Below are 19692 nucleotides of genomic sequence, written 5' to 3'. Positions count from 1 at the left end.
AGAGCACATCATGAGCGCAACGCCTCCGAACAACACGCAAGCTCCCGTCAAGAACGGCACCCGCAAGAAGGGCCTGACGGCCATCGCCGCCGTCGTCATCGTGGCCGGCCTGGGCTACGCCGCCTACGAATGGAGGGTCGGCAGCCATTACGAGTCGACCGACAACGCCTATGTGCAGGCCAATGTCGTGCAGATCACGCCGCTGGTCGGCGGCACGGTCCGCGCGGTCTACGCCGACGACACCGACTTCGTGAAGGCCGGTCAGAAGCTGGTGAGCCTGGACCCGGTCGACGCCCGCGTCGCGCTGGAACAGGCGCAGGCGCAGCTGGCGCAGACCGTCCGCGAGGTCCGCACGCTGTATGCGAACAACAGCGGTTTCGAAGCGCAGGTCAAGGTCCGCGAGGCCGATCTGAAGCGCGTCAGCGTCGACCTGGAACGCCTGCAGTCCGACGTCGCCCGCCGCCAGCCGCTGGTCGCCACCGGCGCCGTCGGCAAGGAAGAGCTGGAACACGCGCAGTCGCAATTGACTTCGGCCCGCGCGCAGGCTGCCGCCGCGCAGTCGGCGCTGCAGGCCGCGAAGGACCAGCTGGCCTCGAACCAGGTGCTGACCGACGGCGTCAAGGTCGAGGATCACCCGAACGTGCTGCGCGCCGCCGCGCGCCTGCGCGAGAGCTATCTGGCGCTGCAGCGCGCCGAGCTGATCGCCCCGGTGGACGGCTGGGTCGCGCGCCGCTCGGTGCAACTGGGCCAGCGCGTCGCGGCCGGCGCGCCGCTGATGGCGGTGGTCGGCCTACAGCAGGTCTGGGTCGACGCCAACTTCAAGGAGAGCCAGCTGGCCAAGCTGCGCATCGGCCAGAAGGCGACGCTGGAAGCGGACGTCTACGGCAAGAAGACCGAGTACCACGGCACGGTGCAGGGTCTGGGCGCGGGCACGGGCGCGGCGTTCGCGCTGCTGCCGGCGCAGAACGCCACCGGCAACTGGATCAAGGTCGTGCAACGCGTGCCGGTGCGCATCGCGCTGGACCCCAAGGAAGTGCAGGAGCACCCGCTGCGCGTGGGCCTGTCGATGGACGTGCAGGTCGACATCCGTGAGCAGGGCGGCGCGATGCTGGCCGCCGCGACCGGCGCCAGCGCGCCGCGCCTGCAGACGACGATCTACGACGTCCAGGAGAAGGCCGCCGACGAGCAGGTGAACAGGATCATCGCCACCAACCTCGGCAAGGCCGCGGCCAAGTCGACCACCACCCGCGTGCAATGAGCGACGCCACTCCCACTGCGCCTGGCGCGCCGGCAGCCCCCGGGCCGTCCGCGTCCCCGGCACCCGCAGGACCGCCCGGCGGCCCCGCGCCGCTGACCGGCACCGCGCTGGTGCTGGGCACCCTCTCGCTGTCGCTGGCAACCTTCATGAACGTGCTGGACTCGTCCATCGCGAACGTGTCGCTGCCTGCGATCGCCGGCGACCTCGGTGTCAGTCCCGTGCAGGGCACCTGGGTCATCACGAGCTTCGGCGTCGCCAACGCGATCTCGGTGCCGCTCACCGGCTGGCTGACGCAGCGCTTCGGCGCGGTGCGGCTGTTCACGACCAGCGTGCTGCTGTTCGTGCTCGCGTCCTGGCTGTGCGGCTTCGCGCATTCGCTGGAGATGCTGGTGGCCGCGCGCGTGTTCCAGGGGCTCGTCGCGGGTCCCATGATCCCGCTGTCGCAGACGCTGCTGCTGTCGAGTTATCCCAAGCACAAGGCAGGCACGGCGCTCGCGTTGTGGGGGATGACCACGCTGGTCGCACCGGTGGTCGGCCCGCTGCTGGGGGGCTGGATCACCGACAACGTGACCTGGCCGTGGATCTTCTACATCAACGTGCCGGTCGGCCTGTTCGCTGCCGGCCTGACCTGGAGCATCTATCGCACCCGCGAGACCCCGACCAAGAAGCTGCCGATCGACACCGTCGGGCTGTCGCTGCTGGTGCTGTGGGTGGGCTCGCTGCAGGTGATGCTGGACAAGGGCAAGGAACTGGACTGGTTCGAGTCCAACCAGATCATCGCGCTGGCTGTGGTGGCCGTGGTCGGCCTGGCGGTGTTCATCGTCTGGGAGCTGACCAACGACCACCCGGTGGTGGACCTGCGTCTCTTCGCGCGCCGCAACTTCCTGTTCGGGGCCTCGGTGCTGTCGATCGCCTACGGGCTGTTCTTCGGCAACGTGGTGCTGCTGCCGCTGTGGCTGCAGCAGCACATGGGCTACACCGCGACCGCAGCCGGCTTCGCGCTGGCGCCGGTGGGGGTGCTGGCCATCCTGCTCTCGCCGCTCGCGGGGAAGAAGGTCTCGGTATGGGATCCGCGTCTGATGGCGAGTTTCGCCTTCGTGATGTTCACCATCGTCCTGGGGATGCGCGCGAACTTCACGACCGACACGGACCTCGCGACCATCATGATCCCGACCGTCCTGCAAGGCGCGGCGCTGGCGTTCTTCTTCATCCCGCTGACGACGATCACGCTGTCGGGCATCACGCCGGACCGGATCGCCGCAGCGGCGGGCTTGTCGAATTTCGTGCGGATCACCGCGGGCGCGATGGGGACGTCGATCTCCACCACCTTGTGGGAGAACCGTGCGACGCTGCACCACCATCACCTGGCGGAGCGGCTCGCGCTGGGCGACCCGGCGGAAACGGCGGCGCTGGACACGTTGCAGCGACAGGGCTTCAGCCAGGACCAGGCGCTGGCCTACCTGAACCGGCTGGTCGACCAGCAGGCGTTCACGCGGGCGGCGGATGACATCTTCCTGGCCTCCGCGGTCCTGTTCATCGTGCTGATCGCGTTCGTGTGGCTGACGAAGCGGCCACCGAAGGTGGGCGCGCCGGTGGACGCGGGCGGGGCGCACTGACGGTTCGGTCGCCGACTTCGACATCGCTCGATGAAGGAAAGGGGTCTCACGGGACCCCTTTCTGCCGTGCGATCGATGCTTTCCGGTCGGACCGCGCGGTGGCGTGCGGTGTCAAGCCTTCGACGATGCCAGCTCGAGGCAGTACGCGATGAGCTCGTCCAGCTCGCTGGACTTGTCGAAGACCTTGTCGGCGCCCAGCCCCTCGCAGCGTTGGCGCATGTCGGCCGTGGCGTAGTTGGTCAAGACGATGACCTTGGCCTCGGGCTGCAGCAGCCGGGCCTTGGGCAGCAGCGACATGCCCGATCCGCGCTTCAGGAAGAGGTCGATGATGAGGATGTCGCAGGGGACCGCGTCGTCGTGCAGCCAGCGCAGCGCGCCGGCCTCGTCCTCGGCCGTGCCGACCACGTCGAGGTCGAGCATTTCCTGCAGGGTCGCGACAAGGTTCTCCCGGATCAGCGGGCTGTCCTCGACCAGGAAGCAGTTCAGCGTGCCGGGCGTCGGTGCGGTGACGGGAACGGTGGACATGGGCATGGGCGTGAGCGAGGCGCCCATTATCACGATCCCGAGCCCCGCTTCGATGTCGGGGCCAGCCGTGCGTTGCATTCAGACAGCGCCTTCATGCTCTCCGGGTCCGCGTCCTCGCCCAGGTCGATCAGCGGCACGATCGCGGCCAGCGGCGTCACGGCCACACCCAGCACCGCCGCCGGCACCAGCTTGCGCAGCAGTGGCGTCTTCTGCAGGCTGAGCTGCGGGTCGCCCAATGTGCCCTGGATGTTCAGCGGCGTGCGGAGCGTGAGCGGACTCTTGTCCTTGGGATCGACCTTGGCCGTCAGCGCCAGCCGCTCCGTCGCCAGCGACATGCCGCCGTCCACCAGCACCACCGAGTCCTTGGTATCGATCACCATGGGACGCGGCGTGACCACGCCGTCCTTGACACGCAGATCGGCGACGCCGCAGTTGACCTGCAGCGCTTCATCGCCCCGCACCAGCATGCCCAGGCCCTGGGCGATGTCGATGCCGGCGGCCTCCACGATCAGGTGGGAGATGGTCCCGTCGGTCCAGTACAGCACCATGCGGCCGTCGGCGCTTGCCAGCAGCTCGGCGGTCGACTTGCCTTCGCCGTCCAGCGCGATGCGCCCGCCCATCAGCCCGGTCACCCAGCGCTGACCGTTCTTGCGTTCCAGGTTCAGCCACTGTTCCAGGTGCACGCCGCCGACGCGCAACCGCGCCTGCCACTTCGCCTGGGGCCCGCGGCCGTCCAGCTTCATGTTGCCTGCGACCTGGCCACGCGCCACCCGCGCGTCGATGTCGCGCAGTTCCAGTACGCCGTCCTGCAGCACGATCCGCGCGTTCAGCGGCTCGGCCGCCTGCAGGATCGCGGTGCCGGATTCGAAGCGCGCCAGCTTCACGTTCACATTGGCGTTCATCGCCCGCAGCGAGGGAAGGTCGAACTGCTTGTCCGGCAGGACGCGCGACGGCGCTTTCTTCGCCTTGGGCGCGCCGGGCTCGGCAGGGACACCGACCGCCGGCCCCAGGTCGGCCAACCAGAGTTCGCGACCGCGCAACTCGCCGGTCAGCGTCGGCATGCCGTTGTCCTTCCTGTCGTAGACGAATTCGCCATTCAGATGACTCTTGCCGATCGTGGCCTGGCTGACCGCCGTCGTCCAGCGCGTACCGTCCCGGGTCAGCTTTCCCTTCATCGCGAAGGCCGGCGTGGTCGGCAAGGTGACGCCGAGGGGCTCGCCCACCGCGGCCAGGGACGGCCCCGCCAGCGTGTACTGGCCGGACAACCCCTGGCTGACGAGCAGGTCGCGGACCTGGCCGTCGAAGCTCAATTGCGCCTTGCCGATGTTGCCGCGCAATGTGACCGGCACGGCCGGCGCGTTCGGGTCCGAGGACAGCCAGGGCAGGGCCGAACCGGTCTGCAGGTTGGCCTTGATCGGCAGGTCGCGCCAATGCCCCTCGGCCTGCGCCGTCATGCCGTAGCGACCACCTTCGCCCGGACGGGACGCATCGGCAGGCGCCGACGCACCCTGGGGCTTGCCCGCCACGCGCTCGCCGAAATCCACGGCCAGCCGGGTGCCCGAAGCCGCCGCGCTGGCCACGCGCGCCGCGGCCGTGGGCGCGCGCTGCTGCTCCACCGTGCTCGAAGCCGCTCGGCCGGAGCGCACCGCCGAAGCGGCTTCCTCCGCCGTCGTCCAGGTCTCGCGCAAGGCGAACCGGCCCAGCAGCGACAGCTGCTGGATTTTGTCGTCCACCAGCACCGTGCCATGGCCCACCTCAAGCAGGTCGAAACGGATGCCGTCGATGTTGGGGCGCTTGCGCACCTGCGTGTCGCTGGGCGGTTGCTTGCCGAACTGCCAGCTCGCGCGGCCTTCGACGTCGCGTTCCAGGCGCATCGTCAGCTCGCCCGCGCGGAGCGCCTTCACCTCCAAGGCCTGACCCTCGTGACGAAGCGCCAGCAGGTCCCCGTAGCGCAACGCCAGCGCGGCGTCCTGCGCCTGCACCATCGGGCCGCCCAGCGTGCTCCAGCTCGGGCCGGCGATCGTGAGGCTGTGCGTGCGCAGCCGCAGACCGCCGATCAGCCGAAGTTGCCAGGCGGCGTTGTCTTCATCGCCGTCGAAACGCACCTGGCGGTCGAGCTTCTGGCTCAGCCATTGCTCCGCCGGGCGGCGCAGGAAAGGCCATCCCAGCCATTCGCAGATGCCGACGCCGATCAGCAGCAGCACCAGCAGCACGATCAGGCCGAGGGCCCAGCCGTGGAGGCCTCGTCGTCGAGGACCCGGCGCGGGCGCCGTCGTGGAGGAGGGCGCGTTGTTCACCACCATTGTTCAAACATCCTGGAAAAGTATTCCTTGCTGCGTTGCCACAGACCCCGGTCCTGCCAGCGCTGCAGCTCGATCGTCCTGGAGGCGGTCCGGTCGCGCTCGAACATGCGCGTCATCGCGCCGCCGAAGTCCTCGCCCAGCACGACGGCGTTGACCTCGTTGTTATGAACGAAGCTGCGCCAGTCCATGTTGCTGGAGCCGACCGTGGAGACCACGCCGTCGATGACGGCGGTCTTGGCGTGCAGCACCGCGTCCTGGAGTTCATGAATGCGCACGCCGGCCTTCAGCATGCGCTCGTAATGGCTGCGGCCCGCGTGCATCACCGGGCCGAAGTCGCTGCGCGAAGGCAGGATCAGCTGCACGTCGACGCCGCGTTGCGCGGCTTCGCACAGGGCGTCGACCATGTCCTGCCCGGGCGCGAAATAAGCCATCGTCAGGTACACGCTGCGCTGCGCGGCGCGGATGCTGCCGAGCAGCAGCGTATAGATCCGGTTCTCGGTGTCTTGCGGCGAGGAAGGGACCACGCGCATCAGTTGCTGACCCGCGGGCGGGCCGGGGGGAGGTGCGATCGCGGCGACGGTGCCCTCGCAGTGCTGCTGCGACCAGACTTCGCGGAACAGGGTGTGCAGCTTCTGCGTCGCAGGGCCTCTCACCTGGACCATCGTGTCGCGCCAGCCGTTTTCTTCCTCCGCCTTGTCATCGGTCTTGCCCGAGGCCTTGCCGTCGCCGGAGCCGCTCGACGCGGCCTTGCGCGGAGGCGCCTTGGACGAGCCGCGGCTGCCGAAACCGCCTGAGCCCGACGAGTACACCGCGCTGATGTTGATCCCGCCGGTGAAGCCTGTCTCGCCATCGACGACCAGCATCTTGCGATGGTCGCGCTGCGTGATCTTGTGATACTTCGTCCGCTGCTTGAGCGGGTTGACCGGGTTGAAGGCGCACACGGCGATGCCGCCCTGGCGCAGGCGATCGAAGTAGGTCTCGTCGGTGCCCATCGAGCCGACGCCGTCGTAGAGCACCGCGATCTCCAGCCCGTCCGACCGCCGCTTCAGCAGCAGCTCGGCGAGCCGGCGCGAAACGTCGGCGTCCTCGATGATGTAGCTCTCGAGGATGATCTGACGGCGCGCCTTCTCGATCGCCGCGAACATCGCGGCGAAGGTCGCCGGGCCGTCGACTAGCAGTTGCGCGTCATTGCCCGCATACAGGTCGACGTCGCCAAACGCGGACATCGCCGCGATCTGACGCTTCAGAAGTTCTGATTTCCCTTGCGCCGCCGCGGACTGCAGCGCCTGCTCGCGACTGGACTGGTTCATCTGTCCGCGTGGACCGGTCACGTCCACCTGGGCGGCGACCCGCGTGAGCGCTGGCACCGCGGTCGGCGGATCAGGCACGCGGCCGTTCACCGGCGCCCGCGGCGTCCCGCAGGCCACCAGACCGACGCTCGCGCCGAGCGCGAAGAGCAGGGCGGCGACGCGTCGGCGCATGGGCTCAGTCCCTCAGCAGGTCGGCGAGATCGTCGGCGTGCTCTTCCTCCTCGGCGAGCACTTCCTCGAGGATGCGGCGCGTCGTCGGGTCCTTGTCGCCGATGAGCTGGATCATCTGCCGATAGGCCTCCACGGCAATGCGCTCGGCGATCAGGTTCGATCGCAGCATCGCCTTCAGGTCCTTGGATTCGTCGTACTCGGCGTGGCTGCGCTGCGTCAGCGAGTCCGGCTTGAAGTCCGGATCGCCGCCCAGCTGCACGATGCGCTCGGCGATGCGGTCCGCGTGGACCGCCTCCTGCGTGGCGTGCTCGAGAAACTCCTCCGCGACGCGGGGCGAGTTCAGGCCGTGCGCGGTGAAGTAGTGGCGCTTGTAGCGCAGCACGCAGACGAGTTCGGTTGCAAGCGCGTCGTTGAGCAGACGGATCACATCCTCGCGCCAGGGGCCATAGCTCGGCGTCACCGGGCCTTCGTCGAGGTGCTGGCGAGCGCGTTGCAAGGCCGTTTCATCAAGCTTCAGGTGCTTGTGTTCGGGGGCGTTCATGGGCTGGCTCCTCTGGGTTCAGGAAAGGGCGAAGGTCACTTTCGCAGCGCGTTGAAGCCGGTGATCCCGAGCACCAGCAACACCAGGAAGATGACCAGGAAGATCCCGAACAGGATCTTGGCGATGCCGGCCGCGCCGGCGGCGAGACCGGTGAAGCCGAGGACGCCCGCCACCAGCGAGATCACGGCAAAGATCAGGGCCCACTTCAACATGACGATGTCCTTTCGTGCAGTCAGCCGCGGCGCGGCGCTTGGGCTCACTGTAGAAGCGGGGAGGGGACCGAAGGGATCAGCAGGGCACACGTCCGGGTGTAGGACAGGACGCCGCCGCAGCGGCCGCCGCGTGCGGTGGGCGCGGATGCCGGACTCGTCCTACAAGCGGCTTCGGCGCGGTACGACAGACGACGAACCGCGACGGGCCTAGCCTTGCATCATCTTCTCCCCCCGTCTTCCGACCTCGGCGCCAAGCGCTGGAAAGGAACTCAGATGATCAAGTTCAACAAGACCCTCACGTCGCCTTCCGCCGCCGCCTGGATCACTGCCGGGGCGGTGCTGTCTGCCGTCATGATCGTGACCACGCCGGCATTCGCGGCCGGCGCCGCCTCCAAGTCGGACATCCAGTCCACTTATGAGCAGGAACGCGCCAACTGCCTCGCCGGCAAGACCGGCCAGGCCCAGGCCACCTGCCTGAAGGAAGCGGGCGCGGCCCGCCAGGAGATGCAGCGCGGCAACCTGCGCACCGCGAGCACCCAGGACCTGGCCAACAATGCGATGCTGCGCTGCCAGCGCGTCGCCGAAGAGGATCGCGAGGACTGCCGCATGATGGTGATGGGGCAGGGGACCCGCGACGGCAGCGTGAAGAGCGGCGGCATCCTCACCCGCATCGATCGCATGGTGCAGGAGAATCCGACCGCGGCCGGCGTTCCGTCGGCTCCGGCCGAGCCGCCGAGCGCGACGATGCGCCCAGGCCCCGATGTTCCGCCGCCGCGCCAGCCCAAGGCCAGCGCACCCGCCCGTTGATCGACTGAAGAGGACCGACACCATGTTGATGAAACGCCTCGTTCCGCTCGCCCTGTCGAGCCTCGCCGGTTACGCGCTGTGGCAATGGCAGGCGCGGCGCCACGACCAGCGCCACAGGACCTCTCACGCCAAGCCCGAGGAAGTCACTACCTGGGAAGGCGAGGGCGGTGCGCTGCATGGTTCGGGGCCTCACATGGGACCCGGTCCCACCCGGTCGGCGTCCTGATCGCCACAGTCAGGAAACGACAAGGCGCCCATTGCGGGCGCCTTTTCCGTTTCTGCTATCAGCCGCCCGACCCTTGCTGCGGCTCGCGCAGGAAGATCTCGACGCGACGGTTCTTGGAGCGGCTTTCGGCCGTGTCGTTGGACACCAGCGGTTCTCGCGAGCCTCGGCCGGCCGCCTCGATCCGGTCGGCTCGGACACCCCGGTCGGCCAGATAGGTCCGAACGCTTTCGGCGCGGCGCAGCGACAACGGATCGTTGATCGCGTCCGAGCCGGTGTTGTCCGTGTGACCGACCACGCGGACGACCGTCGGCGACGGGTTGTTGTTGAGCCCGTTCGCGAACGCGTCCAGCACGGGCCGCAACCGCGGCTCGACTGCCGCGCTGTTGGTGGCGAACGAGATGTCGCTCGGCACGTCCAGCTTGAGCTGGTTGTCGGCGGTGCGGGTCACCTCCACGCCGGTGCCTTGCGTGGCCTGCTCCATGGCGCGGCGCTTGTCTTCCATGTGGCGAGACCAGACGTTGCCGGCCACGGCGCCCAGGGCACCACCGATCAGCGCGCCGGTGCCCGCCTTGCCGCCGGTGGCGGAACTGATGACCGCGCCGGACACGGCGCCGATCGCGGCGCCGCCCGCGGTGCCGCGCTGACGTTCATCCATGTTCGCGCAACCGGCCAGGACGGCTGCCGCCAGGGCGGCCGCGGCCAGTCGGGTGTGTCGCATCTGCATCTTGCTTCTCCTTGTGATACGGGTAAGAAAACCCAGCGAACCGCGCGGCTGTACCGCTGCCGGCGCGAGACAGTATCCCGCGTGGCGGCGGCGCAGTTCCGGGGCCGCTGGATGAGTTGCCCGCGCGTCGTACCGGAGTTCCGATCGGGTTCCGATGCGCCTGCGCGTCCGACGTGCCGCAGGAGGGCAAGCGCGGCACCTGCCGCGTTCGCCCCGTGTTGCAGTCAGTGCTCCCACAGATAACTGTTATTTCCGGGTGTGGGATGACAAGTGCTTGTTATTCAGTGCGAGGAGCATGGTTCATAGCATGAAGCCTTCGTCGCCAACCGCTTTGCGGAGTGCCCATGTCCCGTTCGCCCGAACCCGGTTCCACCCCCGTCAGCGGTGCCGAATCCTCCGCCACGCCGCGCTGGGAGAACGAGCATCTCGGCTCCCATCTGCGCTACGCGACCCAACCGATCATCGACAGGACCGGCCGGGTGGTGGCCACCGAACTGCTGTTCCGCTGGAATGCCAGCGACGCCGCCGTCGGTCCCGAACTGGGGGCTTACGCCACCGCCGCCGCGCTGTCGAACGCGCTGATCGACGGCGCCCTGCTGACCGGCGCGCCGGCCGCGGAGCACCCCCTCGGCGACCTGCTGGTCAACATGGATCGTCGCACCCTGTTGAGTCCGATCGCCGAGGCCCTGACGCCGGACATCGGTGTGATCGAGCTGCTGGAGACCGTGGAGGTCGACGCGTTGCTCGTGCAGCGCATCCGCGATCTCCACGGGCGCGGCTACCGCTTCGCGCTGGACGACATCGTGAGCGCGGACGATCCCCGCTGGGCGCTGGCCCCCTGGGTGCAGTTCGCCAAGATCGATGTCGTCGGCATTGATTCCGATCAGCTGCCGGCGCTGGTGCGCCAGGCGCATGAACTGGGATTGGCGGTGATCGCCGAGAAGATCGAGGACGAGGAAGCCTTGCGCCGCGCACGCCGCGCCGGCGCAGATTACTTCCAGGGTTATGACATTGCCAGGCCGTCCACCGTCGCCGTGCACGCGCTGCCCGGGTGCGACGCGGGGCTGGCCGGGAAGATGTTCTTGCTGGCCCGCGCCGGCGTCGCCGCGTCGTCCCTGGCGTTGCTCGCGGGGCGTCATCCCGCCCTCGTCGCGCGATTGCTGGGGGTGCAGGCCATTCACGCGCCGCAGTGCGTGGCGACGGCACAGACGCTGGCCGATGTCCTGGAATCGCTGCCGCGTGCGGTCCTGATCGCCTGGCTGGGGGTGTTCAACATCGCCGCCGTGCACGGGAGGGACCGTGAATTGGCGCGGCTGCTGCGCGGCGAACTTGCGGATGGCCGCCTGCGGCTGCGTCGCGAGGGACGGGTGGGCACCTCTGGGGACCTCGAACAGGCGTCTTTCGTGCTCTGCAAGCAATTGGTGCGCATGCGCTTGTCCGCAAGACCTGTAGCCGCCTGCCAGTGCCCCGAGCGTCGTGCCACGACGAGCGGCGATGCGGGATCGGCCAGCGGCCCGGGCAGGATCGCTGCTTGAGCACTGCTTGACCGCAGCTTGAGCGCCGCCGGACTGCCTCCTGGTCCGGATCCGCGAGGGCAACCGGAACCGCGACCATGAACGACAGAGCCGCCCGAGGGCGGCTTCTGTCTTGGACGGGTGGACGACGGGTGTCGTCCGCGGGCTCATTCGTCGATCAATCCATGCAGCCGGGCCACGCTGGTGGCCATGGCACGGGAGTTGACGTTCAGCTTGCGATAGATCGAGCGCAGGTGCTGGTTCACGGTGAAGCGGGAAATCGACAGGCGGCTGCCGATGTCGACGATCGGCAGACCCTCGATCAGCAAGTTCAGCACGCTCCATTCGCGTTGGCCCAGACCGAGTTCCTTGAGCTTCTGCGCCTTGTCCACCTTGGGTTTCACGCCGGTCTCGAGACTTTCCAGCTTGTCGAGCACCAGCCGCGACACCGCGGGACTCAACGGCGCATGGCCGTTGTGCGTGGCAATGATCTTGTCGATCAGGCTGGGCTGGATCTCCTCCTTCAGCAGGTAGCCCGCAGCGCCCGAGCGCAGGCTGCGCATCACGTGCTTCGCGTCGCCGAAGGTGCTGATCACGATGCTGTGCGCATCGGGGCACTTCTCGTTGATCAGCTTGATCAGGTCGATGCCGTCCACGTCGGGCAGGCCCAGGTCGACCAGGTAGATGTCCGCGCGGTTGGCGAGGATCGCGGACACCGATTCGCCGCGATTGCGACCGATGCCGACGATCTGGCAGGCACTGCTGGCCGACACGACGTCGATCAGGCGTTGCAGGACGGTGGCGTCGTCTTCGATGATGGTCACGGTGATCATGTGATGTTCCCCTGTAGTTCGGAGTTGTTGTTGATGGTGGCCGATGAAGGTGGATGACGTGAAGTGAGTGGGGCTTGCGCAGGCGTCGTGCGGTCGTCGCGGCGTCAGCGCTCGCCGAGTGATTCCGAGACCGTCTTCTTCACCGGCTTGAGCAGGTAGTCCAGCACGGTGTGACGTCCGGTGATGATTTCCGCAGTGGCCGTCATCCCGGGCTGGATCACGATGCGATCCGCTTTCTCACCCTTGAAGCGCTTGCCGCTGATGCGGATATGGGTGCGGTAGTAGGCCTGCTCGCCCTGTGGCGTACGTTCCGTCAGCGCGTCGGGGCTGACGTAGGTCACGCTGCCGTCGAGCGCGCCGTAGATGCTGTAGTCGAAGGCGTCCACTTTGACCACCGCCGGCATGCCGCGGCGGATGAATCCGATGTCGCCAGCGCGCAGCCGCGCTTCGATGATCAGGTCGTCGCCGGTGGGCAGCAGCTGCATGATCTCGTCGCCGGGACGCAGCACCGCACCCTCTGTGGTCAACGTGATCAGGTTGACGACGCCGTCGACGGGTGCGCGCAATTGCGTGTGCTCGAGATTGCCGCGCCGGTCGTTCAGCATCTGCTGCACGCTGGCGAGTTCTTCCTCGGTCTTGGCCAGCTCGGCCTGCGAATCCTGCAGGAATCGGTTGCGTCGGGTCGTGACCTGCCCGGCTGCCTCGTTCGCGGTCCGCTGGAGTCGAAGGAACTCGGCCGCACTGATATCGCCGGCCTTGTACAGCGGTTCATTGAGCTCGACCTCGCGGCGGGCGAGCTCCGCGGAGGTGGACAGGACCGCAAGTTCCTCCTGCAGCGCCGTCCTGCGCCGTTCGTAGAGCTGGCGTTGCAACTCGTTGAACGAGCCGGTGCCGGCGGGTCGGTAGGGCGTCCCCAGCGTCTCGGCACGCAGGCGTGCCAGCGAGGCGTTCAGGGCATCAGCCTTCTCGCTGGAATCGGCCAGCGCCGCGCTGGCCTTGGTGTTGTCCAGCTGGGCCAGCAGGTCGCCCTTGCGGACGGCATCCCCCTCGTGCACGAACAGCTTTTCCACCACACCTCCATCAGGCGCCTGGATCACTTGTGTGCGAGAGGATGCCATGACCTTGCCCGCGGCGCGAGTGACCTGCTCGAGCTGCGCCTGGGAGGCCCACCACAAACCGGCACCCAGCGCCGCCACCGTGGCGAGTACGGTCCAGCGCACCCGCGCCGGGCCCTCGTGAAGACTTGTCTTGATTGTCATGGGAATCTCCTGATGTCGGAAGTCCTGGAACGAGTTGGGCTCAGACGACCGGGGCGGGGGATCCGAGAGCGGGAGCCGGGGCCGGTCGGCCCTGCAGCCGCGCCAGCACCTCGTCGCGGGGGCCGTCGGCCAGGACGCCTTGGGGCGCCAGCACGATCACGCGATCGACCAGCGCCAGCATCGACAGACGATGGGTCACCAGCAGCAGCGTCGCCTCGGGCTTGAGCATCTGCCGCATCAGCCGCACGGTCGCCTGCTCCAGGCCGTCGTCCATGCCCGAGGTCGGCTCATCGAGCAGCCACACGGCGCGATCGGCCAGGACGAGGCGCGTCAGCGCCACGAGTTGCCGCTGTCCGCCGGACAGACCGCGTCCGCCTTCGGAGAGCTTGCGATCCAGGCCGAGAGGATGCTGCGCGACCATGGCCCACAGCCCCGTCCGCTGGCAGGCGGCAACCAGCAGGTCGTCGCTGACGTCAGGCAATCCGAACAGCAGGTTGTCGCGCAAGGTGCCGGCGAACAGCCAGGCGTGCTGGGGGCCGTAGCCCAACTGGGTCGCGCGCCATCCCGCATGGATCTGCTGCTGGTCGACGCCGTCCAGGTATACCGTGCCGCGCGTCGGTTTGGTCAGCCCGCAGGCGAGCGACAGCAGGGTGCTCTTGCCGGCGCCGATGGTGCCCAGGATCGCGACCTTCTCGCCGGGCCGGAAGTGCAGGTTGCCGATGCGCAGCGGCTCCTTCTGGCCGGGGTAGGCGAATTCGACGTCTTCGAAGCGCAGGTCGCCGTGCATGGCCTGGGGCACGATCGCTCGATCGATGCCTTCGTTGTCCACCTGCAGCTTGAAGATCGCATCCAATGCCTTCATGGACGCGCGCGCGCTGCCCAATTGCACCAGCAGCGGCGGGATGGATGCCAGCGGCGACAGCACGCGACCCGACAGGATCGAGCACGCCACGATGGCGCCCTGCGTCAGGTGTCCGTCGATCGCCAGCACCGCGCCGACGCAGATCAGCGAGATGTAGCTCGCCTGCTGCAGCGCGGCGGACAGGTAGGAGGTGGTGTCGCTCTCGTGCTTCAGCGCGAGACTCTGGGCCGCGTTCACTTCGCACAGCGCGGCCCACCGGGCCTCGAAACGCCAGGTCGCGCCGAGCCCCTTGATGGCCTCGGTTCCCTCGATGGTTTCGACCAGCAACCCGGTCTTGGCATTCGCTCCCGACTGAGTGCTCGCGGTCAGCCGCGCGATGCGACGGGCGCGCAGCAGCCCGGTCAGGACGGTCACGCAGAACAGCACCACCGCCGGCAGCGCCATCCAGAATCCGCCGATCGCCGCGATCACCAGCGCGAAGATCAGCGCCATCGGCATGTCGAACAGCAGGAACAGGGTGCTGGCAGACAGGATGCCGCGGATCGATTCGAAACTCTGCACCTGCGACGCCAGCGTGCCGACCGAGCCGGGTCGCTGGTCCATCCGGACCGCGTTCAGCCGCGCCATCAAGGCCCGGGAGATCCCGACGTCCAACTGCTTCAACTGGGGTTCGAGCAAGGCCGCGCGGGCGAGCTTGAGCAGGAACTCGATCACCACCGCCAACGCCACGCCCAGCGTGAGCACCCAGAGCGTCTGGTGCCCCTGGCTGGGGATGACGCGGTCGTAGACCTGCATCGAGAAGAAGGAGATGGCGATGCCGATCGTCGACAGCACCAGCGACAGTCCCGCCGCTTCCAGGAAGATCGGCCATTGGCCGCGGATCTGCGACAGCATCATCCCGCGCGCGCTGCGAGCCGCCGCCGGCTCGAGTTGGCCGTCCATGGCCGCATGCAGGCAGGCCTGATCGTCCAGTACGAGGTGGCGACGGACGTGGTCGCTGCCCACGCAGGTCCAGAGCCCTTCGGGCGTCCGCGCGGTGATCACCTGCCAGCCGTGCTCGGCGTGGTGGCACAGCAGCGGCAGCGCGGCGAGTTGCGGAGCGTCCAGCAGGATGAATCGTGAGCGTTCATCGATCGCACCGGCCAGCCGTCGCGCCGTGGAAAGGTCCTCGCCTGGCAGCGCCAGTGCCATTTGACGCTGGCGCACCAGGTCGACGGGAACGGGATGCCCCTTCAGCCGCATCCAGTGCGCCAGGGCGGTCGCGAGGGCGGCCGAAGGCGGTGTGGGCGAGGCGGCAGGGCGCTTGAAGGGATTCCATGTCATGACGGTGATCTCGGAGTGGCGCAGTGCGGGAGGAGGACGTGCGGAAACAAGGGGAGCACGTTCAGCCAGGGGTCGGGGCGTCGTCGAGCAGGAGCTTCAGTCGGTACATCCCGGTGCGCTCGTCGATGGCGGCGTCACGCTGGGATTGCCGCGTGGCGTGGGCTTCCCGGACCATGTTCAACAGGTCCAGCCAGGCACGCTTGCCGGCCTCGAACTGGCGTCGATACGAGGCCAGGACCTCGTCGCTGGTCGCGGTCGTCAGCGCGGCGTTGCGCAATGAGGCGACCGCGGCGGCATACCGGGTGAACTCCAGCTGATAGTTGCTGAGCTGGTCCTGCTCGGTCGAGGCGACGGCGGCCTCCGCCGCGGCGATGCGGGAGCGGGCCGCGTTCACGCCCGCCAGCGCCCCCAGACCGCCAGGCAGTCCGGCCTGGAACACGAAGCCGATGTGGTCGTCCTTGTAGGCGCCGCTCTGGCGGTCCAGGCGCAGGCTCACCGTCGGCATCAGGGCAGCCTTGGCCTTGGCCAGTTCATCGCGCGACAGATCGACGTTGGCGCGGGCCATCGCCATCTCGGGCGACAGCTGGATGCGGTCGAGCACCTGGTTCAAGGTCGGCGGTGGCGGGAGCTCGCCATCGAGCACCGAGCGCAGGGGGTCGTCGACCGGACGGCGTGCCAGACGCTGCAGCCGGTCGCGCTGCAGCGCCTCCTCGAGCCGTGCCTGTGCCAGTTCGGCCTGCACGGCGCTGAGCCGGGATGCGGCCAGCGCGGCGTCGGCATTGGTGGCGACGCCGGCCTGGTTGCGGCGGCGGATCATGTCCAGCAGTTGTTGGTGCTCCGCGTGCAAGGCCTCCAGGCTGTCGATGCGCCCGCGAACCTTGGCCCAGTCGGACCAGGTCTGCACGATGCGCAATTTCAACTGGAGCTGGGCGGCACGCAGTTCCATTTCGCTGCTGCGCAATGCGGTCCTGGCCGAGTTGAGGCTGGCGGTCAGCAAGCCCCCCGTGTAGATCGGCTGCTGGAGGCTCAGGACGTTGACATACCGCTTGGTCCCCGCGGCCAGTTGACGCGAGAAGCTAGGCGACGGGCCGAACTGCCACTTCGCGGCGGTGACGCCGTCCTCCGCGGCAGCGATCGAGGCCCTGGCGCGTTCGATCGACGGATCGGCCGACAAGGCGCCGCCGAGGAAGTCGGCCATGGCCGTTCCCCAGCGATCGCCATCGGGGGAGGCCGGCGCCGCGTGGGACGCGCCGACGGATCGGACAGGGATGGCCGTTGTGGCGTCCGCTGGCATGGGGATTTCACGCTCCGCGCGGGCGGGAAGGGCGATCAATGCCAGAGAAGCGAACAGATATTGCCATCGGCTGGCAGTATGAATATTCGCTGGCGAGTGGATCTGGAGAATGGGACGGCAGTTCAAGAGAAACCCCCGCGGGCTGTTTCACAATGCTGCGCAGTTTCGTTTCCAGTCCAGTCCTCTCACAATGACATCTATTTGTCAGCCTCTCGGCGTCGACAGTCATTGATGGGTTGTTTGCACAAAGAAACTAGCAAATGTCTGCTAGTCATGCCGTGGGGAATGACCGTTGCCAGAAGGGAGGTCCCTCTCTCCACAAGGACCAGCCATGACGACGCCGACCGAAGACCTTGAACCTTGCATGAAGGCTTGCGCGGAAGCCTTGCTCGCGACGAGTCAGTGCGCCAACGCCTGCATCCGCTCCGGTGATCGCCTGATGGAGGCCTGCGCGCTGCTGAATCTGGACTGCGCCGCCCTCTGCGAGACGACCCTTGGTGTGCTTTCCCGGGAGTCCGCGCATCACGGCGACTTCTGCGCCTTGTGCGCCCATCTGTGCCGGGCCTGCGCCGAGGAGTGCGACAAGCATCAGCATGCGCATTGCAGACGTTGTGCCCAGGCCTGCAGGGCTTGCGCGGCGGCGTGCGATGTGCATGCGGGTGAGCGCCACAGGCTGGACGCCTCCGCGTGAACCCTTGGCGCACACCCGTTTGCCGGCATCCGTTTGCCGACAACTGTTCTGCCGGCCCGCATGTTTACCGCTATTCTGATGAAGAGCACACCGCACGGCGTCGGAAAGGTGTGCGCCTCGACGAGTTTCTCGATATTTCTGGATATCTCTCGACGGCGTACATCGTTTCACGGTCCCGGTTTGAAAGCTGTTGCCGTGTGAAATAAATCGCGATCCGATCAAATGGGTGGAAACGTCCGGTCAAGTCGCCAGGCACTGAGACGGTGTTCTGAACAGGAATCCCATCATGACGTTCCCGGACACCATTCCATTTGACCCATCGCGGCCGACGCTGCCCAAACCCGCGCGCGATGCCTGGTTCGCCAGCCTGGCCGAGCCGGAGGATGTCGCGGCCGACAATCCCTTCGCCTGCTTCGACTACCAGGAAATCGTCGGCGAGGACGGCCGGGTCTTCGGACACGACCTCAGCGTGTCAGACGATGACTCGCCCTGGCCTCACGCGTCGACGTCGGACGCATCCCTCCCGGCGAAGGCGTTGAGTCACGCGCTGCTGGATGCCTCGGTCGCAGGCTTTGCGACGTCCGGATCATTGTTCCTGGACCTGGGGGAATCGGCGTTGATGGGCCCAGTCGCCGACGTGCTGACCGCGCGGATCGGTGTGATCAATCTGACCAGCGCCGTCGCCGCCGATGCGCGCTTACTGATGCGCGTCGCCCGCCTGCATGCTCGCGGGCAGCGCTTCTGCATCGATGGCTTGCGCGACCCATCGGACCCGCGCTGGCACTTCGCTCCCTATTCGGACTACATCAAGCTGGATGCATCCGCGCCACCCGATCAACTGGCGCCCCTGGCCGCCAAGGCGGCGGAACGTCATCTGGCGGTCATCGGCAAACGCGTTGACTCGATGGACGCCCACCGGCGGCTCTGCAAGCTGGGCGTGACGCAGTTCCAGGGGCTGTTCGTCTCGTCGCTCGTGACCCGGCCCCTGCTGACACTGCCGGGCTGCGACGCGCAGGTGCTCGTCCAGTTGCAGCGGCTGCTGCGCGATCGCGCCTCGCCCCAGGCGGTGGCCGAGGCGGCGGCGAAGGATCCCGCGCTGATGATGCGGCTGCTGTTGCTCCATGAGCGGTACGCGCCACAAGCCGCGGGCGCACCGGAGCAGCTCGCGGGCCTGATGGTGGCGCTCGGTGTCAATGTGCTGGGGGGCTGGTTGCAGTTGCTGCGCAGTGCCGCGTGCCATGCCCAAGGCGCCGATTGGGTGCGATCCGTGCGCCAGCAGACCCTGCGGTACCGCCAGCACCTGATCGGCGTCGGCGGGCAGCGCCCCGAAGCGGTCGACATGGCCCTCTGGCACTTCCAAAGGCGCTTGTGCAGCGCGCGTCACTATCTCAAGACGGTGAATCATCCCGTGTGAGCTGCTCCTCGCCCTCGGCCTTCACGGCTAACATCCACGCATCGATTCTCAAGAGCCAGTCGACTGGCCGATGCAACTCGGGATGGAGGACGTCCGTCGGCCCAGGCGCCGCGGGCGGAGCGAGAGAGCAGTGATCACCCGTCATTTCCATATCTGCGCCTTCGTCGACAGCCGTGAGGATGCGTGCCAGGTGCTGGCGCCGTTCTATCGCGAGGCTGAACAGAATAATGAACGCAACCTGCACCTGATCGAGCCGGGCTGCCTGGACGAACATCGGGCGAGACTGATCGGCGCCGGTATCGACGTGGTGGCCTGCGAGCACCGCCGCCAACTGGCCTTGCAGACGTGGCCGGCGGGCGCCGAGGGCGTGGATGTCGACACGTTGCTCGCGGCCATGGCGCAGGCGACGGCGGCGTCCGGCCGCCATGTGGGCGACCATGTGGACCACCAGCCGGACGGCTTCGCCGGTGTCCGCGTCATGGCGCAGATGGGATGGGCGCTGCGGCAAGGGATGGACCGGCTGGACCTGCTGTCGTACGAGGCCCGCCTGAACGGCGTGCTGGACACGAACCGCCGCCTGGCGATCTGCGTCTACGACCTCGCGCCGCTCGACGGCGCCACGATGATGGATCTGCTGCGGACGCATCCGCTGACGATGATCGGCGGCGTGCTGCGAGAGAATCCGTTCTTCACGCCGCCGGCCGAGATGTTGCGCGAGCTGTCCGCGCGCCGTGCCACGGCCAGGCGCCGGGGACGGTCCGCTCCGGTGGCGCTCCCCATGCCGGGACCTCACCGGCGGACTGAATGAC

The 19692-nt window shown here is 67.9% G+C and carries 18 protein-coding genes; 8 read left to right on the top strand and 10 right to left on the bottom strand.

Translation table 11 applies throughout. The features are described from left to right. Positions 1 to 10: 10 nt before the first annotated feature. Together PV762_RS21620 and PV762_RS21615 are read left to right on the top strand one after the other, a co-directional pair. Positions 11 to 1258, top strand: coding sequence for an efflux RND transporter periplasmic adaptor subunit (locus tag PV762_RS21620; RefSeq protein ID WP_421037062.1), 1248 nt, complete (start codon positions 11 to 13; stop codon positions 1256 to 1258). Then, positions 1255 to 2874: a DHA2 family efflux MFS transporter permease subunit gene (locus PV762_RS21615; protein WP_421037061.1), complete on the top strand. Its 1620-nt coding sequence runs from the start codon at positions 1255 to 1257 to the stop codon at positions 2872 to 2874. Before PV762_RS21620 ends, PV762_RS21615 begins: the two co-directional genes overlap by 4 nt. A gap of 111 nt (positions 2875 to 2985) precedes the next feature. Here PV762_RS21615 and PV762_RS21610 read toward each other — a convergent pair whose 3' ends face one another. The 5 genes from PV762_RS21610 to PV762_RS21590 are packed head-to-tail and all read right to left on the bottom strand — an operon-like array spanning position 2986 to position 7936. Further along, on the bottom strand, positions 2986 to 3399 hold the full coding sequence (locus PV762_RS21610) for a response regulator (protein WP_421037060.1): 414 nt from the start codon (positions 3397 to 3399) through the stop codon (positions 2986 to 2988). Between the two features lie 29 nt (positions 3400 to 3428). After that, positions 3429 to 5702, bottom strand: a complete 2274-nt coding sequence (locus PV762_RS21605; RefSeq protein WP_421037059.1) for an AsmA family protein — start codon at positions 5700 to 5702, stop codon at positions 3429 to 3431. After that, positions 5693 to 7183: a phospholipase D-like domain-containing protein gene (locus PV762_RS21600; protein WP_421037058.1), complete on the bottom strand. Its 1491-nt coding sequence runs from the start codon at positions 7181 to 7183 to the stop codon at positions 5693 to 5695. The genes PV762_RS21605 and PV762_RS21600 overlap by 10 nt, the downstream gene beginning before the upstream one ends. 4 nt (positions 7184 to 7187) lie before the next feature. After that, positions 7188 to 7724, bottom strand: coding sequence for a ferritin-like domain-containing protein (locus PV762_RS21595; RefSeq protein ID WP_421037057.1), 537 nt, complete (start codon positions 7722 to 7724; stop codon positions 7188 to 7190). Between the two features lie 35 nt (positions 7725 to 7759). Further along, a complete protein-coding gene (locus PV762_RS21590; protein ID WP_421037056.1) occupies positions 7760 to 7936 on the bottom strand; it encodes a DUF1328 family protein in 177 nt (58 codons plus the stop codon). A gap of 273 nt (positions 7937 to 8209) precedes the next feature. On the opposite strand from PV762_RS21590, the gene PV762_RS21585 reads away from it, so the two are divergent. Further along, positions 8210 to 8743, top strand: coding sequence for a hypothetical protein (locus tag PV762_RS21585; RefSeq protein ID WP_421037055.1), 534 nt, complete (start codon positions 8210 to 8212; stop codon positions 8741 to 8743). 22 nt (positions 8744 to 8765) lie between these two features. Further along, on the top strand, positions 8766 to 8969 hold the full coding sequence (locus tag PV762_RS21580; RefSeq protein WP_421037054.1) for a hypothetical protein: 204 nt from the start codon (positions 8766 to 8768) through the stop codon (positions 8967 to 8969). Positions 8970 to 9027: 58 nt separating this feature from the next. Here the strand turns inward: PV762_RS21580 and PV762_RS21575 are convergent, their stop codons facing one another. Beyond that, positions 9028 to 9687, bottom strand: a complete 660-nt coding sequence (locus PV762_RS21575) for an OmpA family protein (RefSeq protein WP_421037280.1) — start codon at positions 9685 to 9687, stop codon at positions 9028 to 9030. A 350-nt stretch (positions 9688 to 10037) separates the two neighbouring features. Between PV762_RS21575 and PV762_RS21570 the strand changes: the two genes are divergently transcribed. Next, entirely contained in the window at positions 10038 to 11228 is a 1191-nt protein-coding gene (locus tag PV762_RS21570) for an EAL domain-containing protein (protein WP_421037053.1), read from the top strand. 146 nt (positions 11229 to 11374) lie between these two features. On the opposite strand, the gene PV762_RS21565 is transcribed toward PV762_RS21570, so the two are convergent. From PV762_RS21565 to PV762_RS21550, 4 genes are all read right to left on the bottom strand, one after another. Then, positions 11375 to 12040 (bottom strand): response regulator, encoded by a 666-nt coding sequence (locus tag PV762_RS21565; protein WP_421037052.1) that lies wholly within the window; start codon positions 12038 to 12040, stop codon positions 11375 to 11377. Between the two features lie 104 nt (positions 12041 to 12144). After that, entirely contained in the window at positions 12145 to 13299 is a 1155-nt protein-coding gene (locus PV762_RS21560) for an HlyD family type I secretion periplasmic adaptor subunit (protein WP_421037051.1), read from the bottom strand. 40 nt (positions 13300 to 13339) lie between these two features. After that, on the bottom strand, positions 13340 to 15484 hold the full coding sequence (locus PV762_RS21555) for an ATP-binding cassette domain-containing protein (protein ID WP_421037050.1): 2145 nt from the start codon (positions 15482 to 15484) through the stop codon (positions 13340 to 13342). 61 nt (positions 15485 to 15545) lie between these two features. Further along, entirely contained in the window at positions 15546 to 16682 is a 1137-nt protein-coding gene (locus PV762_RS21550; protein ID WP_421037049.1) for a TolC family protein, read from the bottom strand. A gap of 427 nt (positions 16683 to 17109) precedes the next feature. Between PV762_RS21550 and PV762_RS21545 the strand changes: the two genes are divergently transcribed. From PV762_RS21545 to PV762_RS21535, 3 genes are all read left to right on the top strand, one after another. Continuing rightward, positions 17110 to 17469, top strand: coding sequence for a four-helix bundle copper-binding protein (locus tag PV762_RS21545; RefSeq protein ID WP_421037048.1), 360 nt, complete (start codon positions 17110 to 17112; stop codon positions 17467 to 17469). Between the two features lie 286 nt (positions 17470 to 17755). Further along, entirely contained in the window at positions 17756 to 18883 is a 1128-nt protein-coding gene (locus PV762_RS21540; protein WP_421037047.1) for a hypothetical protein, read from the top strand. Positions 18884 to 19013: 130 nt separating this feature from the next. Beyond that, on the top strand, positions 19014 to 19691 hold the full coding sequence (locus PV762_RS21535) for an MEDS domain-containing protein (RefSeq protein ID WP_421037046.1): 678 nt from the start codon (positions 19014 to 19016) through the stop codon (positions 19689 to 19691). Position 19692 lies beyond the last annotated feature (1 nt).

Source organism: Mitsuaria sp. CC2 (assembly GCF_048957715.1).
Taxonomy (GTDB): Bacteria; Pseudomonadota; Gammaproteobacteria; order Burkholderiales; family Burkholderiaceae_C; genus Roseateles.
This window is presented reverse-complemented; position numbering and strand designations above follow the sequence as displayed.

Coding starts and splice junctions, on each gene's coding strand:
- PV762_RS21545 (WP_421037048.1), top strand. CDS start 17,110: ATGACGACGCCGACCGAAGACCTTGAACCTTGCATGAAGGCTTGCGCG.
- PV762_RS21615 (WP_421037061.1), top strand. CDS start 1,255: ATGAGCGACGCCACTCCCACTGCGCCTGGCGCGCCGGCAGCCCCCGGG.
- PV762_RS21610 (WP_421037060.1), bottom strand. CDS start 3,399: ATGTCCACCGTTCCCGTCACCGCACCGACGCCCGGCACGCTGAACTGC.
- PV762_RS21575 (WP_421037280.1), bottom strand. CDS start 9,687: ATGCGACACACCCGACTGGCCGCGGCCGCCCTGGCGGCAGCCGTCCTG.
- PV762_RS21585 (WP_421037055.1), top strand. CDS start 8,210: ATGATCAAGTTCAACAAGACCCTCACGTCGCCTTCCGCCGCCGCCTGG.
- PV762_RS21595 (WP_421037057.1), bottom strand. CDS start 7,724: ATGAACGCCCCCGAACACAAGCACCTGAAGCTTGATGAAACGGCCTTG.
- PV762_RS21600 (WP_421037058.1), bottom strand. CDS start 7,183: ATGCGCCGACGCGTCGCCGCCCTGCTCTTCGCGCTCGGCGCGAGCGTC.
- PV762_RS21550 (WP_421037049.1), bottom strand. CDS start 16,682: ATGGCCGACTTCCTCGGCGGCGCCTTGTCGGCCGATCCGTCGATCGAA.
- PV762_RS21580 (WP_421037054.1), top strand. CDS start 8,766: ATGTTGATGAAACGCCTCGTTCCGCTCGCCCTGTCGAGCCTCGCCGGT.
- PV762_RS21560 (WP_421037051.1), bottom strand. CDS start 13,299: ATGACAATCAAGACAAGTCTTCACGAGGGCCCGGCGCGGGTGCGCTGG.
- PV762_RS21620 (WP_421037062.1), top strand. CDS start 11: ATGAGCGCAACGCCTCCGAACAACACGCAAGCTCCCGTCAAGAACGGC.
- PV762_RS21605 (WP_421037059.1), bottom strand. CDS start 5,702: ATGGTGGTGAACAACGCGCCCTCCTCCACGACGGCGCCCGCGCCGGGT.
- PV762_RS21565 (WP_421037052.1), bottom strand. CDS start 12,040: ATGATCACCGTGACCATCATCGAAGACGACGCCACCGTCCTGCAACGC.
- PV762_RS21540 (WP_421037047.1), top strand. CDS start 17,756: ATGACGTTCCCGGACACCATTCCATTTGACCCATCGCGGCCGACGCTG.
- PV762_RS21590 (WP_421037056.1), bottom strand. CDS start 7,936: ATGTTGAAGTGGGCCCTGATCTTTGCCGTGATCTCGCTGGTGGCGGGC.
- PV762_RS21555 (WP_421037050.1), bottom strand. CDS start 15,484: ATGACATGGAATCCCTTCAAGCGCCCTGCCGCCTCGCCCACACCGCCT.
- PV762_RS21570 (WP_421037053.1), top strand. CDS start 10,038: ATGTCCCGTTCGCCCGAACCCGGTTCCACCCCCGTCAGCGGTGCCGAA.